Here is a 16,457-nt window from a genome sequence, read left to right as displayed (position 1 = left end):
CTTATTTAAACTGTTCTGAGAAGCGAACATCCCCTTGGTAGAAACCACGAATGTCGTTGATACCATAACGAAGCATGGCAATACGTTCTTGACCAAGACCAAAGGCGAAACCTGAATATTCTTCAGAATCGACACCAGACATCTCAAGCACTTGTGGGTGAACCATACCAGCACCCAGGATCTCAATCCAACCTGTCTTCTTACATACGTTACATCCTTTACCACCACACTTGAAGCATGACACGTCAACCTCAACTGAAGGCTCAGTGAATGGGAAGTAAGATGGACGCAAACGGATTTGACGTTCTGCACCAAACATTTTTTGGATAATCATTTCAAGCGTTCCCTTAAGATCACCCATTGAGATGTTTTTACCAACGACCAAACCTTCGATTTGGTGGAACTGGTGACTGTGAGTCGCATCATCTGTATCACGACGGAAAACACGTCCTGGTGAGATCATCTTAAGTGGACCTTTAGAAAAATCGTGTTTATCAAGTGTACGAGCTTGGACAGGACTTGTGTGAGTACGAAGCAAAATTTCTTCAGTAATGTAGAAGGTATCTTGCATATCACGCGCTGGGTGGTCCTTAGGCAAGTTCATACGTTCAAAGTTATAGTAGTCAGTCTCAACTTCAAAACCATCAACGATTTGGAAGCCCATCCCTAAGAAAATGTCTTCGATTTCTTCAGCTGTTTGGCTAAGAATATGACGGTTTCCAAGTTTGACTTGGCGTCCAGGAAGGGTTACGTCAAGACTTTCAGAGTCAAGTTGTGCTTGAATTTTAGCGGCTTCAACAATTTTAGCGGCTTCGTCAAAAGCTTCAGTCAAAACGTCACGAACTTCGTTGACCATTTTACCAACTTTAGGGCGTTCTTCATTAGGAAGGTCTTTAAGCCCCTTCAAAAGATCCGTCAAAGAGCCTTTTTTACCCAAAACTGCAACACGCAATTCTTGTAATTCTTTAGAGTGTTCACCACGCATTTCAGCCAATTTAGCCTGCGTTGATGTTTTCAACTCTTGCAATTGTGTTTGTAAATCCATGAGATTCCTTTCTGATGTAACAATTTCGAATCGCAAACAAAAAACCACATGCCAAAACTCCAACCCGGAGCGTTGACACGCGGTACCATCCGTTTTTTATCTGGTTACCCAGACCTTGATTCGTCAGTCGTTTTCATGAGTGAATTCGCCGAACTTCCCTTGAGGAGGCTTCCAGTCCATGACCTCCAATCCCTGTCAATTTCCATAAGGTTACTAGTCTCTACGACTTCTATTCAATTACTATCAATTTTACCAAAAAAACAAAAAGCTTTCAAGAGCTGACAAAGAATCCTTTAGTTAATGCCAAAATGGAAAATATGTCTAAGATAATTGACACACCTATACAAATTTGCTACAATTATGTCAGATAAAGTTGACATAATTAATAAATTGCGACTTACAGCAACACATTAGCTTGTCTTTCAGAAGGAGGCCCATTATGAATCAGGTCAGGGAATTTAGAAAGAATATGGGGCTTTCGCAATTAGAACTCGCAAAATCTATTGGTGTTTCCCGACAGACCATTAATATGATTGAAAATAACAAATATAACCCAACACTGGAGCTCTGTCTAAATCTAGCTAAAGCACTAGACACAGATCTTAACAGTCTCTTTTGGGATGGAAATGGCGAATAAAGATAAAAGATAGAAAGAGGTAAATCATGGTTAAAGAAACCTTCACTGACAAACTAATCAAACGTTTTTACGGTATTACTGGTCCTTTAGATGAACAAAAGCGCCAACAGGTTGATCGAATGGGTAACATAGCTTTCATAGTTCTTTTCTTTACCTTACTTTGTGGTAATTGTATTGCCTTTCTTATAGGCTTTAAGTATCCCGAACTTGTAGCTCGTATTTATCCTATCCTCCTCTTGATTATCATTCTGTTAGTTAGCAGCATCCTTACTTATAAGTTAAAGATAAGTGCTGTTAATGCTTTTGACGAGGAAGAACTGACTGAGAAAGAGAAAAAACAACTTAAGCACGTGGGGCTTAAGTCAGGTTTATACTTTGGGATTAGCATGTTCTTAGGCATGCCCCTAGTTCACTTCTTAGTTGACAATAAAGACTATTTGACAGAATTATTCTCAATCCATAATATGCTATCAGGCATTTTTGAAGCTATCCTTTTTGGGGCTATCATGCAGGGCTTGGTCAATGCTGGTATCAAACAAGCCAAATCTCAAGCTGAGAAAGGTGACCAATAAACTAAAAAGACAAAGAAAAATCCAGGTTTCCCAGCCTGGATTTTTCGCTCGAAAGAAGACTTCTTAGACTTGTATACGCGAAGCCTAAATGTGTCCAGAAAATCGTATCTTAACACATACACTATAACTAACTTCAAAAAACACCATATCCCCATATGACATTTCCTTAAATATTGTAACATGTCAGTGGGAAATGACAAGTCGCCCTCTCTCTCATAAACCCTAAAATCCTAATCATAGCCTTTGTTAAGCCATTTTACGCAATCGATTGCGTAATTTTGAAAGCGCAAACTTAATGTTTTTCTGAAAGTCCTTACAAATTTTTTGAGACTATGAAAAAAGATAGTGATAAAGCTATCAACTATCTTTCATGAAAATATAATCTATTTTTAGTCTAAATCAAGGTCTTTTAGTTTGACCGAAACGATTTTCGAGACACCTGATTCCTGCATGGTTACCCCATAAATAGAATCTGCCGCAGACATCGTTCCCTTACGGTGGGTAACTACAATAAATTGACTGGACTTGTCAAAACGATTAAGGTAGTCACCGAAGCGTTTAACATTGGCTTCATCCAAAGCCGCTTCTACTTCGTCAAGGATAACAAATGGAATGGTTTTAACACGAATGATGGCAAAGAGAAGGGCAAGAGCTGACAAGGCCTTCTCACCACCAGACATAAGGTTAAGTGATTGAATTTTCTTACCTGGTGGCTGCACAGAAATTTCTACCCCAGCCACTAGGAGATTGTCTGAGGTCAAAATCAAGTCTGCTGAACCTCCACCAAACATCTGCGTAAAGGTTTGTTTAAAGCTTTCTCGGATAGCCTCAAAGGTTGCTTTAAAGCGTGATTTCACTTCATCATCCATGTCATTAATGGTATTCAGAAGGAGACTCTTGGCTTCGAGCAAATCATCCTTTTGGCCGTTCAAGAAATCTAGACGTTGCTTAACCTCTTCAAATTGGGCAATAGCATCCACATTGACTGGACCCAAAGCTTTAATCGAACGCTCAAGACCTTGCAGATTCTGGCGGGTTTGTTCGACATTGTCAAGAGGGCTAGCCTGACCTTTGGCTGCTTCGAGCGTCATCTGATAATCTTCAGCCAACTGTGTCGCAAACTTACGAAGTGATTGACTAATCTGACTTTCACGCTCTTCCAGGCGAGTCTGTTGACGAATCAAATCCTCGTTACGATTGCCAGCTTTTGCCAAACGCTCCTCCAAATCCTCCAACTGACCTTCGTAATCTTGCACCTGAATCTTAGCACGGACAAGAGCTTGTTCCAAATCGTCTTTACGTTGGACAGCTTCTTTATGCTGTGCTTGCAAATGCGGAAGGCGGTCAGTTTGGTCATCATTGACTTGGTTATTAAGGAGGGCTTTAAGACTATCCGATTCCTTCATTAACTCAGACAAGTCGGCTTGAAGACGATTGCTCTCTGTCTTAGCAAAACGCAATTCTGCTTGCAAATCACGTTCCTTCAACTGAAGTTCAGATTGCTTGTCTAAGAGAACCTGTTTTTGTTGGCCAAGTGCGTCTTTGTCTTCCTTAATAGCCTCAATACGGTCGTTAATGGTCTCACGCTTGGATGCAATTTGTGCTAACTCTGCTTTAAGTTGTTCAGCCTTATCTTGAAGATTTGCCCCATCAGTTCCCTGAGAATCCTGTTTGAAACTATCCACTAGGTTTTGATTTTTCTCCACCTCTGACAAGGCTTGTTGGTGTTCTAAGTCTAGTTTTTGCTCTTGCAGACGAGCATTTTCACCATCTACCTTAAGGTCTTCTAGCTCTTTCTGTAGAGCCTTACGTTTGATTTTGAGGGCTTCAACTTTGGATTCACTATCACTTAATTGAGCCTTAATCTGGTTAATTTCAGAAGTCAATGCATCCAGTTCAGGCTTGATAAAGAGGTTATTGTTTTGTTTGTTGGTACCACCAGCAAAGGCACCACCAGGGCGAATTTCAGAACCGTCAAGAGTGACCATACGCACTTGGAAACGAACAGCTCGAGCCGCTTTATTAGCATTGTCAATGGTATCAAAGATTGCTGTTACCCCTAGGAGGTTTTGGAAAATATTAGATAAGCGGTCCTTATAGGTAACCAAATCGGAAGCCATACCAATAAAGCCTGGTGCATTGGCAAGACTTTGAGCAAATTGTCCATTAAGTTGACGTGGTTTAATAGTAGTCAACGGCAAGAAGGTCGCACGTCCCTGACGATTACGCTTCAAGTAGTCAATCGAGCGCTTAGCAGCCGCTTCATCCTCGACAATAATATTTTGCCCGCTGGCTCCCATAGCAATCTCAAGAGCTGTCTGATAGCGCGTATCAAAGGTCAAGTGTTCACTGACAGCGCCAATAATTCCTTGAATAGATTGGGCATTTTGAAGGACAGCCTTAACCCCTGCAAAGAAGTTAGAATGATTTTTTTGGATAGACTCTAAACTTTGACGACGGGCATCTTTACTTTTAAGGTGATCCATGAGGTCAAACATCTGCTTTTGAGCCTCTTGATAGTCCTTATCAATAGTTTGATAAGCCTGAGCCTTTTCTTTGTAGCTAGCTAGGAGGCTTTGAAGACTGGCTTGGGCTGCTTGATAAGCTTTTTGGGCTTCGCTGGCTACTTCCTGAGCGGAAAGCAAGTCTGCCTGAGCTTGTTTATATTCTTCAGCCTGTGCCTCTAGTGCTTGAGTCTGATTATCCATGTCGTGAGTAACCTGAGTCAAACTGTTGGAAACCTTAGCTTCCTCCTGCATCAGACTGACATAGTCCTCACGTAAACGTTCAATAAGCGTATCTGGATCATCAGAAAATTGCTCCAGTTCTTTTTGAATAGCAACTAACTCTTGGGCAATAGTTTCCAACTCCGCATTCAATTCGACTTGGCGATGATTAACCTTATCTAGAGATGCCTGAGCTTCAGCTTTCAAACTCTCTAGCTCACTGAGACGAGCTTCTGTTTCTTCTTTTTTCTCTGAACGTTGCTGACTCTCCATGGTATAGAGATCAATTTGGCGCTCAAAGTCACTAATAAGACGTGTGACATCCACCAAGGTTTGTTGGTCAGAAGAAATTTGTTCTGAAATTTGATGGCGTTTCTGCTTGAGCTCTTGGTTTTCAGTCTCTAGACGATGACGTTCCTCATAATAGCTGGTTAATTTTTCCTTGACCTCTGCCAAATCCTCTTGAGTCTGGCTCAACTCAGACTTACCAACTTCAATATCGTGGACCAAAAGGTTAAGCTGAGTCTGTCTACGTTCCTCATCTAATTCCAAATAACGTTTGGCTGTAGCTGCTTGCTTTTCAAGTGGTTTAACCTGACCATCTAGCTCGTAGATGATATCTTCCAAACGATCAAGATTATCTTGAGTTTGATTAAGCTTGCTTTCGGTCTCCTTCTTACGTGTTTTATATTTAAGAACGCCAGCAGCTTCTTCGAAAATAGCGCGGCGCTCTTCGGGTTTAGCATTAAAAATAGCCTCAACACGACCTTGGGAAATAATGGAAAAAGAATCACGCCCTAAACCTGTGTCCATGAAAAGGTCATGAATATCACGTAGACGAACCTTACGACCGTCAATCAAGTAATCATTGTCACCGTTTCGATAAATGTGACGCTCCACACGAATGGTTTCACCAGCACCCACGATAAAGCCATCACTATTATCAAGAGTAACTGCCACTTCCGCATAGTTGAGTGCCTTACGAACCTCTGTACCTGCAAAAATAACATCAGGCATCTTGCCCCCACGCAAACTCTTGGCAGAGGATTCTCCCAAAGCCCAGCGTAGACTCTCTGTAATATTTGATTTTCCCGATCCATTTGGACCTACAACGGCTGTTACTCCCTTGTCAAAGACGACTTGCGTCTTATCCGCAAAGGATTTAAAGCCCTGCATTTCAATTGATTTCAAATACATGCTTAATTTCCTAGTTGTTCAAGGGCAGCCTTAGCCGCTGCCTGTTCAGCTAATTTCTTAGATTTTCCAAGACCTGTGCTGAGTTCCTTACCATCAACAGCTACCTGCATAGTAAATTCTTTAGCATGAGCTGGTCCAGACTCATCGATAACAGTATAAGTAATATCAACCGTACCATTGACCTGAAGACGCTCTTGCAAGGCTGTCTTATAGTCTGTTACGCGGTCAAAGTTCCCCTTTTCAACCTGAGGAATCATGACCTGATTCAAGAATTTCTCAACAGCAGGCAAACCTTGATCCAAATAAAGGGCACCGAGGAAGGCCTCCCAGAGGTCACCAAGGATAGTGGCACGTTCACGTCCACCAGATTTTTCTTCCCCTTTACCAAGACGGATATACTGCTCGAAACCGCAAGCCTTCGTAAATCCTGCCAAACTCTCTTCGCGAACGATAGTACTGCGCATCTTAGACATTTCTCCCTCTGGCTTGTTAGGGTAACGTTTGTAAAGATAAACAGAAATGACTAATTGCAGAGCCGCGTCTCCTAAAAATTCCAAACGTTCATTATGTGAAATGTTTAGGAGGCGGTGCTCATTGGCATATGAGGTATGGGTAAATGCTGTTTCTAAGAGGTCTTTTTGGCTAAAAACAATACCAAAATCCTGCTCAAGTTTTTGTTCAAGTTGATTCATGAAACTTCCTTTCTTTTTAAGCACACTAACTATAATTATATCAAAAAAAGCCAATTTTCATGATAGAAAACTGCTTTTAGACCCTATATCAGCTTATTTTGTGAGATTTAACCTCTTCAACTAAAAAAAGCTGAGCAAGCTGCTCAACTTCATTTTCTTAATAATCTGGACGAACGACACCTGTAACTGTCTCACGTGTTGCTTCGACATCTTCTTCAAGGACAACCTTAATGATACGTTTAGCTTCTTCTGAAGTACATGCAACCAATGGCAAACGAAGTGGTCCAACTTCAAAACCAAGATGGTTAAGAACAGCCTTGACAGGTGCAGGACTTGGTACTGAGAAGAGAGCGTTAACTTTAGGAATAAATTTACGTTGGATAGTTGCTGCTGTCTTGAGGTCACTATTTTCAATAGCTTCAAGCATGGCATGCATCTCATCACCATTTGTATGAGAGGCTACTGAGATAACACCGTTAGCTCCAAGGTTCATAGCGTGGAAGGCATCCCCATCTTCACCGGTATAAACCAAGAAATCTTCTGGTTTATGTTCGATAAGGTAGGCCATATTAGCAAGGCTGGTACATTCTTTAACCCCGATAATATTTGGATGTTCAGCCAAACGAAGCATGGTATCAGGAGCCATTTCAACAACCACACGACCAGGGATGTTGTAGATGATAATTGGCAAATCAGAAGCATCTGCAATAGCTTTGAAGTGTTGGTACATACCTTCTTGTGATGGCTTGTTGTAGTAAGGCACGATAGCAAGACCAGCTGCGAAACCACCAAATTTGGCAACTTCTTTAGCAAACTCGATTGAGTCGCGTGTATCGTTGGTACCGACACCAGCAATCAATGGCACACGTCCATTAACAATTTTCTGAACAGCCGCAAAGAGTTCCAACTCCTCATCGTGAGTAAGTGTTGGACTTTCAGCCGTTGTTCCCGCCAAAAGAAGAGCTTCTGTATGGTGAGCCAAAAGATGCTCAATCAATTCTGGAAGGACATCATAATTGATTGATCCATCTTCGTGGAAAGGTGTAATAAGGGCTGTGATCAGTTTGACATCTCTTAATTGATCAATTGACATAATATTCTCCTTCAACCGTTTTCTAATCCTTTCCATTTTACCATAATTTTGACCAGACAGACAGATAAGTTGACAATTTTCTGAAAACATGAGGACTGACTGTTTCAATTGATGGCCAATAAACAAAAAACAGAGAGAAGTCTCTCTGCTTTATAGGATTCAGCATGATTTTAGTATTCAAGTACAACACTAAATCCTTACTGATTTCTGTTTCGCTCCCTATTTCAATTCAAATTTCAATTCTGAAGTTGAGCGAACCAAACCACGTTCGTGAAGTGTTTCTGCGATTTGGACTGAGTTCCAAGCGGCACCTTTAAGGAGGTTATCTGAAACAACCCACATGTGGATACCTTTTTCAGCATCCAAGTCTTTACGGATACGTCCGACGAATGTATCACGTGAACCTACAGCATTAACGGCTTGTGGGTAGACTTGGTTAGCAACGTCGTCTTCAAGGACTGCACCTGGGAATTCTGCAATAGCAGCTTTCACTTCGTCAATTGGTGCCACTTCTTTTGTTTCAATGTAGACTGACTCTGAGTGAGCTGACAAGACTGGAATACGCACACATGTTGCTGATACAGCAATGCTATCGTCTTCCATGATTTTCTTAGTTTCGTTTGTCATCTTCATTTCTTCGTAAGTGTAGTCATTTTCAGTGAAGACGTCGATTTGAGCCAAGGCGTTAAAGGCGATTGGATAGTGTTTCTTATCACCACCACATGGCAAGATTTCAGCTTTGACATCACGTGGGTTAACGCCATCATTCAAAACTTCTTTCAACTCACGTTGTGTTTCAAGGATTGCTCCCATACCAGCACCTGATACGGCTTGGTAAGTTGACACGATGATACGGTCCAGGCCCCATTTTTGACGAACTGGCTCAAGGGCAACCATCATTTGAATAGTTGAACAGTTAGGGCAAGCAATAATACCGTTGTGAGCATCAAGCGCATGTGCATTGACCTCAGGTACAACCAATGGTACATCTGGGTTTTGACGGAAGTATGATGTATTATCAACGACTACTGCACCAGCTTTAACGGCGTATGGTGCATATTTAGCAGAGGTAGATCCACCAGCTGAGAAAAGTGCAATATCTACACCTTCAAATGCGTCTTCAGTCGTTTCTTCGATGGTCACGTCTTGGCCTTTAAATTGCAAGACTTTGCCTGCAGAACGAGCAGACGCAAGGTAGCGAATGTTATCGATTGGAAGTGTTGATTCTTCCAACATTTTAATCATTTGAGCACCGACGGCACCTGTAGCACCGACAACAGCAACTGTGTATCCCATAGTAAAACCTCTTTCGGAATTTTCTATCAATTTAGTTTAGTGAATCTATTATACTACGTTTAAGCCCAGTTGAAAAGGGTTAAAAGGCCAAGAATAAAGAAAAGCCCCTACCAAATGGTAAGGGATAGGAGGCATCTTTCGATGAGAGTAGCAGGTTCACACAACTACTCAAGGTCCGCTCCTGCGTTACAATCTAATGTAGACCTCCTCAGCGCAAAAGGCTCCAAAGAGCCAATCGACTCATCGCATGTTTCTATTCTAGCATATTGAACGACAGAGTCAAGCTCTTGATTTCTATAAATACTTACTTGCCTCACGAATGCTAAGAGATGCCATTTGACTAGCATGTTGATCAATAAAAGCCCGAACCCAATCAGGATTTACCTTTGAGTAATTGCGCAAACTCCAACCGATAGCCTTATTAATGAAAAACTCTGTCTGCCCAAAGTTGTTACAGATAACCTCTGCTAGGAGAGCAGTATCTGTCAAATCTTTACGCATAAGCTGGTGGTCAATGGCAATACGTCTCAACCAAAAATCCTTATCAAGACTCCATTGGCGCATGATATTCTTGGTTTCTGGATAGTGAAAAGTAACCTCTCCGATGATAAGGTCCAATTGATCTATACTGTCCCACCATGATTTGGTTTGAGCCAATTCCTTTAGCTTTGGAAAATCTTCAGGTCTAAGCTCCTTCTTCTTTTTATCCAGATAATCCATAGCAATATATTGAAACTCACGGTAAGGTTGCTGCCAACACTCTTCCACAAAAGTCCAATCAATTGGATTTTTTATGAAAGGCTTAAAAAACTCTCTTTCAATCTTTTTGAGAATTGGTTTTTGAACGCCAAGAAAGCTGAATTTATTTTTCATATAAGCTTCCATTGCTGGGACTTTCGTTGAATCAGCTTGGTCTTCTAACAATTTCAAAAGAATGTTTGTATCCATATGATTTCTTCTTTTTTACATCAAAGGTCCAATCAAAGAAAAGAGATAGCCACATAGACGATGAGCCATAGGCATTTTCAACAAACTTTCCAGAGTGACTTCCTCTGAGAGAGCCTGGGTTTTCTCAAAATCTTGTTCAATCTTAATCACTTCCAGATTTTTGTAGAGATAAACCCCGTCTTCAAAATTTTGATAGAGACTTCGATAGTCTGTGTTAATGGTACCTACCACAGCTTGTTGGCCATCAGAAACATAAACTTTTGCATGGACAAAACCTGGAGTATAGCGGAAAATACGGACGCCAGCATCCAAGAGCACTTTAAAATAGGTCGTCGCAATATCAAAGGCATACTGTTTATCTGGAATCCCTGGCATAATGATCCGAACATCAACACCTCGTCTGGCCGCAAAGGTCATGGCTCTGACCAATTCATCATCCAAAATCAGATAAGGCGTCATGATATAGACATAATTAGTTGATGTATTCAGAAGATGTAAATAAACATTTTCGGCAACCTTGTGGTAGGTCAGCGGTGAATTGCCATAAGGGAGTACAAAGCCCGAACTCTTCCTTTGTTGAGGTTTTTCTTGTAGATAGTGCTCCATATCCGTTTTATCTTCTATTCCAGTCACTGTCCACATGGTCAAAAAGAGAGCTTTCAGTGTTTGAACTGCTGGACCATCTAAGCGAAGGGCCGTATCCTTCCAATGGCCAAAGCGTTCTCGTTTATTAACATACTCGTCAGCGATATTAACGCCACCAGTATAAGCAACTTGACCATCAATCACTGTTATTTTTCGGTGGTCTCGATAGTTGTAATAGGTCGATAAAACTGGCTTAATTGGCGAGAAGGTCTGAGCTTTAATACCAACCTTGTGTAACCTCTCGATATAATCGTAGGATAAGGTGGTCATCTCATTCATCCCATCAAACATAACACGAACGTCCAGTCCTGCCTTAGCCTTCTCCTCCAAGATGGCTAATATCTCTCCCCACATGATGCCTTCATCAATGATGAAATACTCCATAAAGATATAACGCTCTGCCTTTTTCAGATCCTCCAACAAGGCCGGAAGCATATCATCTCCAAGTTGGAAATAAGTCACTTTAGTATCTCTATAAATTGGAAAATGAGCAGGACTATGCTCCAGAAAATAAGCCAGTCTTTGCAGTTGCCTATCGCTATGAGGCAGATAGTCCTCAACCTCTGGCTCGGTAGCCAAATAGTCGGAAGTTTGCTGAGTAGCTTCCACAAGACGCTTTTTCAAACGTCTGACACCAAAATCAGCTAGCGAAAAATAGAGCAAGGCGGTCCCAAAAATGGGAAAGAGGGCAATGATGATCAACCAAGAAAGTTTGGAACGGGAGTCCATGGAACGATTGAGCAAATATAAAAAGGTAAAAACACTCAATAAGTGTTCCCATAAGATAATGGATGGGAAATGCTCTTGTAGGCTAATATATGAAAAGACAAGAAAGGCCAATTCTAGTAAGAAAAACAGGAAAATAGGTACCTTACGATTAAGTAGAATTTTAGCCCATTTAGACGGCTTCTGAGGCAATAGCCGGGCACTTATTTCTTGGGACATATAGGCTCCTTTAGTACAAAGAAATTAGCTCACAGTTCAGAGCTTTTTCTACGATTTTTCAATTATTAGTATCATTCTGGCGTGGGCAAATGACACAATCAATTTGTCGACTTTGACTAGACATTTCTAGCCTCCTACCGTATTTTCCTGACAGGACCATCTAAGGTCTTTTGCATCCAGACAATATCATGCCATTGCTCAAACTTGTAGCCCACTTTTGGAAAATGAGCAACTTGGACATAACCACGTTTTTCATGCATAGCAATGCTAGCCTCGTTCGGAACAGCAATACAGGCTAAGAATCGCAAAAAGCCCCGTTGTTCAAGTTCCTCTTCAAGAGCATCATAGAGCTGACTTCCCAGACCTCGACCACGGGCATCTTCATGCAAATAGATGGACAATTCAGTTGTCCAATTATAAGCTGTCCGGGCATAGTAGGTTGAAGCATAGGCATATCCGAGAACTTGTCCATCCTCTTCAGCGACCAGATAAGGGTAAGTTTCAAGGGTTTTATTGATACGATTCTCAAATTCTTGAACACTGGGAACTTCATATTCAAAGGTAATGGCCGTCTTCTCAACATAGGGTGCATAGATGACCTGAATAGCTTGTGCATCAGCCAAGTTGGCTGGACGAATGGTTAACATCATTTTCTCCTTCGACTTCATTATCTTTATTTTAAACTATAAAAAAAGAGGGCTCAACCCTCTTATAACAAGTCTTGTCACTACATCAATGGCGCAACTAATCTGGTCAATAAGCCCAAGCACTTCTGGTGAAATGGTCGATTTTTAACATCAGTCATGCTGACTCGATGACACTTGGCCATTGTCGCTTGGAAATCTTCCTCAATACCAACCACTGATGACGTCCTGTAAAGATAGGTCGCACACTCAAAATGATGGTATAGACTTCGGTAATCTAAATTAATGGTTCCTACAACAGCCCTACTATTATCACTTACAAAGACCTTGGCATGAATAAATCCAGGTGTGTACTCATAGATTTTAACGCCAGAGGCTAGCAGTGTTGGGTAGTAGGTCTTAGCTAGGTAGTAAACTGACTTTTTATCAGGAATGCCAGGCATAATGATACTGACGTCTACCCCACGCTCAGCCGCAAATTTCAAAGCATGCAGTAACTCACCATCTAAAATAAGATAAGGGGTCATGATATGAACAAAATCACGAGCATGGTTAAGAATATCAATATAGACATTTTCACCGACCTTATCCTTATCAAGTGGATTGTCCCCGTAAGGTACGACAAAACCAGGAGTGTCAAAGCCCTCATGTTCAACCATATAGGATGTCACATCTAGCAGTTCATGAGAGTAGGTCCACATCTGAAGAAAGAGGACTAAGAAAGTATCAACCGCTGGCCCCTCCAGCATGAGTGCAGTATCTTTCCAATGACCGAAACGCTCAATCTTGTTAATATACTCGTCAGCTAAATTAATCCCGCCTGTAAAAGCAACCTTACCATCAATCAGCAAGATTTTTCTATGGTCACGATAATTATAATAGGTAGACAAGAAAGGCGTCACTGAGGCAAAAACACGAGATTGAATGCCTATATTTTGCAAACGTTTCTTATAGTCGAAACTTAAGGTTGAAAATTCATTCATACCGTCATACAGAACTCGAACTTCCACCCCTTCTTGAACCTTCTGTTTCAAGATTGCTAGGATTTCACCCCACATTTCACCTTCACCAATGATGAAATATTCCAAGAAAATGTACTTCTCTGCTTTAAGGAGCTGTTTCTTCATTTCCTCAAACTTAGCTTCCCCACTTGGGAAATAGGTTGTCTTCGTGTGACGATATACCGGAAAATGCCCATTCACATTTTCGAGATATTGGACCAAGTTATAGTTACTTGTGTGACGCTGTTTAAGCTCTTCGAGGGCCTGATCATCTTGTTTCAAAATACCAGAACTGCGGTCAATATTGCTCTGAATAGCACGCTTCATCCCTGTGTAACCTAGATCAAGTTTCGTATAAGCCAAGAGCAAGGTTCCGATAATAGGAAAAGGCAATACAAGCAGGAGCCAAGTATTGACGGCTGTTGATTCCATATCACTCTGGAAGAGATAAATAATGGCCAAAATACGAAGGACTACTTCTGTCACCTGAAGATGGACCCTATATTGTTGCAACCATAAGTAAGACATGGCCACAACAACAAGCTGCAGTAAGATGATTAAGAAGATAATCGTAGCACGACTAAAGATTCCACGAAGAAAGCCGCGACGACTCTTATCATAAAGACGTTCAATTTTAGTTTCGTTTTTGATAGCATGACTCCTTATCTTTTTTTGTTAATCTTATTATAACAAAATTTGTAAAATTAAGCTAGACAGAAAAAGCCATCTAGGCTAGTCTCAGATAAACACCACATTTATCTGAAAGGAACTAACATATAGGACGAAATGGATTACCGAAACAAATGGATTTTACGAATGTTTCTCAAAATTATGAGGCTGGGACAAAAGTCCTAGCCTCTCAATTTGTCTTTGGATTGTCGAGAAAGACGCAGTGGTTGAGTGGGCTCTACTACACTGATTTCATCAGCTTTTACAGCCCTACTCAACTGTGCGGAGGTGGGACGACGAAATCGAATTCTAACGAATTACCGATTTCTGTCCCACTCTCAAGAAATAGAATTCCTAGGAAATCATTGAATTATCAATCACCCTACCAAGTTTTTCTGAGTTACTTGAAAAGTCTAACTTAATTTGACAATTTAGGTTCTTAAACGTCTCTAGTTAATCAACTAAAAATTATAACTAGCTGGGTGTTATCTAATCTCCCCTCATTTTTAAGTTTTTATCATTTTTGATATAATGGTAGAGAATGAAAGGAGACTTTATGTCAACTAAAAATTTAACGCCGGTCTTAAAAACCTCTTTTGTGCTACTGGCTATCCTCGTCCTTCTTGGTATTGTTATGCCTGACGGCTACCAAGTTTGGTCAGAACAACTAAGGGAAGTTATTTCAGATAAACTTGGCTGGTTTTACTTATTACTGGTCACGTCAATCGTTCTACTTTGTGGCTTTTTCCTGGTTAGTCCCGTTGGGCAAATCAAACTGGGGGAACCCAATTCGGTGCCTGAACACTCTACTATCTCTTGGATTGCCATGATATTTTCTGCTGGAATGGGAATCGGCCTTGTCTTCTACGGTGCCGCAGAGCCCTTATCCCATTATGCCATTTCAACGGTACGAGCTACCCCAGGGTCGCAGGAAGCCTTAGCCGATGCTTTCCGTTACACTTTCTTTCACTGGGGCATCCATGCCTGGGCAATATATGCTTTAATCGCCCTGGCCCTCGCCTACTTTGGTTTCCGGAAAAAAGAGAAATATCTTTTATCGGTTACCTTAAAGCCCTTGTTTGGTAAAAAAACAAACGGTATCCTTGGTAAGATCGTAGATACGATTACAGTGGTCGCTACTGTTATCGGGGTGGCAACCACTCTTGGTTTTGGGGCAGCCCAAATCAATGGGGGACTCAACTACCTCTTTGGTATTCCAAACAATGCCCTTGTGCAAGTTATTATCATCATTATCACAACCATCCTCTTTACCATTTCAGCCCTTTCTGGTCTTGGAAAAGGGGTAAAAATCTTATCAAACACCAATCTTATTTTAGCGATTGGACTACTCGCCATCACCATAATCATCGGTCCCACAGTCCAGATTTTTAATACCTTGACCGATAGTATCGGACTGTATATTTCCAATTTCTTCCGTATGAGTTTCAGTGCTGGTTCCTTTGGTCAATACAATCGTGACTGGATCAATACTTGGACGATTTTCTATTGGGCTTGGTGGATTTCTTGGTCACCATTCGTGGGAGTTTTTATTGCCAGAATTTCTAAAGGACGTAGTATCAGACAATTTCTATCCATCGTCTTATTAGCACCGACTGTATTAAGCTTTTTATGGTTTTCTACCTTTGGAACACTTTCAACGCATGTTCAATCACTTGGAAATGTAGATTTAACACAGTTTCCAAGTGAGCAGACCTTGTTTGCAACCTTCAGTCAACTGCCATTTGGTTTTATTGCCTCCGTTGTTGCCATCATCTTGATCATTACCTTCTTTATCACGTCAGCAGACTCTGCGACCTATGTGCTAGCTATGCTCTCTGATGATGGGAATCTCAAACCAAAGAATAACCTTAAAATCTTCTGGGGCGTACTCCTTGCGACTATTGCCATCGTCTTACTTCTTTCAGGGGGCTTAGTAGCCTTGCAAAATACGCTGATTATCGTAGCCTTTCCATTTTCACTCATCATGGTACTGATCATGGTTTCCCTAGTCATTGAATTGCTACACGAAAAAGACAAGATGGGACTGTCAATCACACCGACACGATACCCTAAAAAAGATCAACCCTTCAAATCTTATGAAGAATAAATAACCCAATTTGTAAAACGAAGCTAGACAGAAAAAGCCATCTATGTTAGGCTCAGATAAACACCACATTTGTCTGAAAGGAACTAAGATAAATGACCTATACTCATCTTACCACAAACGAGCTTGTAACGATAGAGGCTTACTATCAAGAAAACATAATAAAAATCATAACCACCCGTCTAACGGGTGGTTTGATCAAGGGCTATAAGCCCATAATACCAGCCAGCGCCTAAAGACGCT

At 41.1% G+C, this 16,457-nt stretch carries 12 protein-coding genes; 3 read left to right on the top strand and 9 right to left on the bottom strand.

The window, feature by feature from the left end; all coding sequences use genetic code 11:
- Window position 1: 1 nt before the first annotated feature.
- Complete coding sequence (gene pheS / locus H7T93_RS07845; RefSeq protein WP_014633009.1) at window positions 2–1,045, bottom strand: phenylalanine--tRNA ligase subunit alpha; 1,044 nt, start codon at window positions 1,043–1,045, stop codon at window positions 2–4.
- 439 nt (window positions 1,046–1,484) lie between these two features.
- On the opposite strand from pheS, the gene H7T93_RS07840 reads away from it, so the two are divergent.
- Entirely contained in the window at window positions 1,485–1,682 is a 198-nt protein-coding gene (locus H7T93_RS07840) for a helix-turn-helix transcriptional regulator (protein WP_021145166.1), read from the top strand.
- 26 nt (window positions 1,683–1,708) lie between these two features.
- Window positions 1,709–2,254, top strand: coding sequence for a DUF3278 domain-containing protein (locus H7T93_RS07835; RefSeq protein WP_021145165.1), 546 nt, complete (start codon window positions 1,709–1,711; stop codon window positions 2,252–2,254).
- Window positions 2,255–2,643: 389 nt separating this feature from the next.
- On the opposite strand, the gene smc is transcribed toward H7T93_RS07835, so the two are convergent.
- The 8 genes from smc to cls (H7T93_RS07795) all read right to left on the bottom strand — a co-directional run bounded on the left by smc (window position 2,644) and on the right by cls (H7T93_RS07795) (window position 14,074).
- The gene (gene smc / locus H7T93_RS07830) at window positions 2,644–6,177 is read right to left on the bottom strand and encodes a chromosome segregation protein SMC (RefSeq protein ID WP_201041749.1); all 3,534 of its coding nucleotides are present in this window, start codon (window positions 6,175–6,177) and stop codon (window positions 2,644–2,646) included.
- A 2-nt stretch (window positions 6,178–6,179) separates the two neighbouring features.
- On the bottom strand, window positions 6,180–6,869 hold the full coding sequence (gene rnc, locus H7T93_RS07825) for a ribonuclease III (RefSeq protein WP_002885331.1): 690 nt from the start codon (window positions 6,867–6,869) through the stop codon (window positions 6,180–6,182).
- A 157-nt stretch (window positions 6,870–7,026) separates the two neighbouring features.
- Entirely contained in the window at window positions 7,027–7,962 is a 936-nt protein-coding gene (gene dapA / locus H7T93_RS07820; protein WP_195950890.1) for a 4-hydroxy-tetrahydrodipicolinate synthase, read from the bottom strand.
- A 219-nt stretch (window positions 7,963–8,181) separates the two neighbouring features.
- The gene (locus H7T93_RS07815) at window positions 8,182–9,258 is read right to left on the bottom strand and encodes an aspartate-semialdehyde dehydrogenase (protein WP_003093217.1); all 1,077 of its coding nucleotides are present in this window, start codon (window positions 9,256–9,258) and stop codon (window positions 8,182–8,184) included.
- Window positions 9,259–9,552: 294 nt separating this feature from the next.
- Entirely contained in the window at window positions 9,553–10,206 is a 654-nt protein-coding gene (locus H7T93_RS07810; protein ID WP_201041743.1) for a DNA alkylation repair protein, read from the bottom strand.
- 15 nt (window positions 10,207–10,221) lie between these two features.
- A complete protein-coding gene (gene cls / locus H7T93_RS07805) occupies window positions 10,222–11,796 on the bottom strand; it encodes a cardiolipin synthase (protein WP_048790455.1) in 1,575 nt (524 codons plus the stop codon).
- A 134-nt stretch (window positions 11,797–11,930) separates the two neighbouring features.
- Window positions 11,931–12,443, bottom strand: a complete 513-nt coding sequence (locus H7T93_RS07800) for a GNAT family N-acetyltransferase (protein WP_037611427.1) — start codon at window positions 12,441–12,443, stop codon at window positions 11,931–11,933.
- Window positions 12,444–12,523: 80 nt separating this feature from the next.
- Complete coding sequence (gene cls / locus H7T93_RS07795) at window positions 12,524–14,074, bottom strand: cardiolipin synthase (RefSeq protein ID WP_175057893.1); 1,551 nt, start codon at window positions 14,072–14,074, stop codon at window positions 12,524–12,526.
- 592 nt (window positions 14,075–14,666) lie between these two features.
- On the opposite strand from cls (H7T93_RS07795), the gene H7T93_RS07790 reads away from it, so the two are divergent.
- Entirely contained in the window at window positions 14,667–16,217 is a 1,551-nt protein-coding gene (locus tag H7T93_RS07790) for a BCCT family transporter (protein WP_037611795.1), read from the top strand.
- Window positions 16,218–16,457: the final 240 nt, after the last annotated feature.

It is taken from the genome of Streptococcus sp. 9.1 (assembly GCF_016648815.1).
Classification (GTDB): Bacteria; Bacillota; Bacilli; order Lactobacillales; family Streptococcaceae; genus Streptococcus; species Streptococcus salivarius_E.
This window is presented reverse-complemented; position numbering and strand designations above follow the sequence as displayed.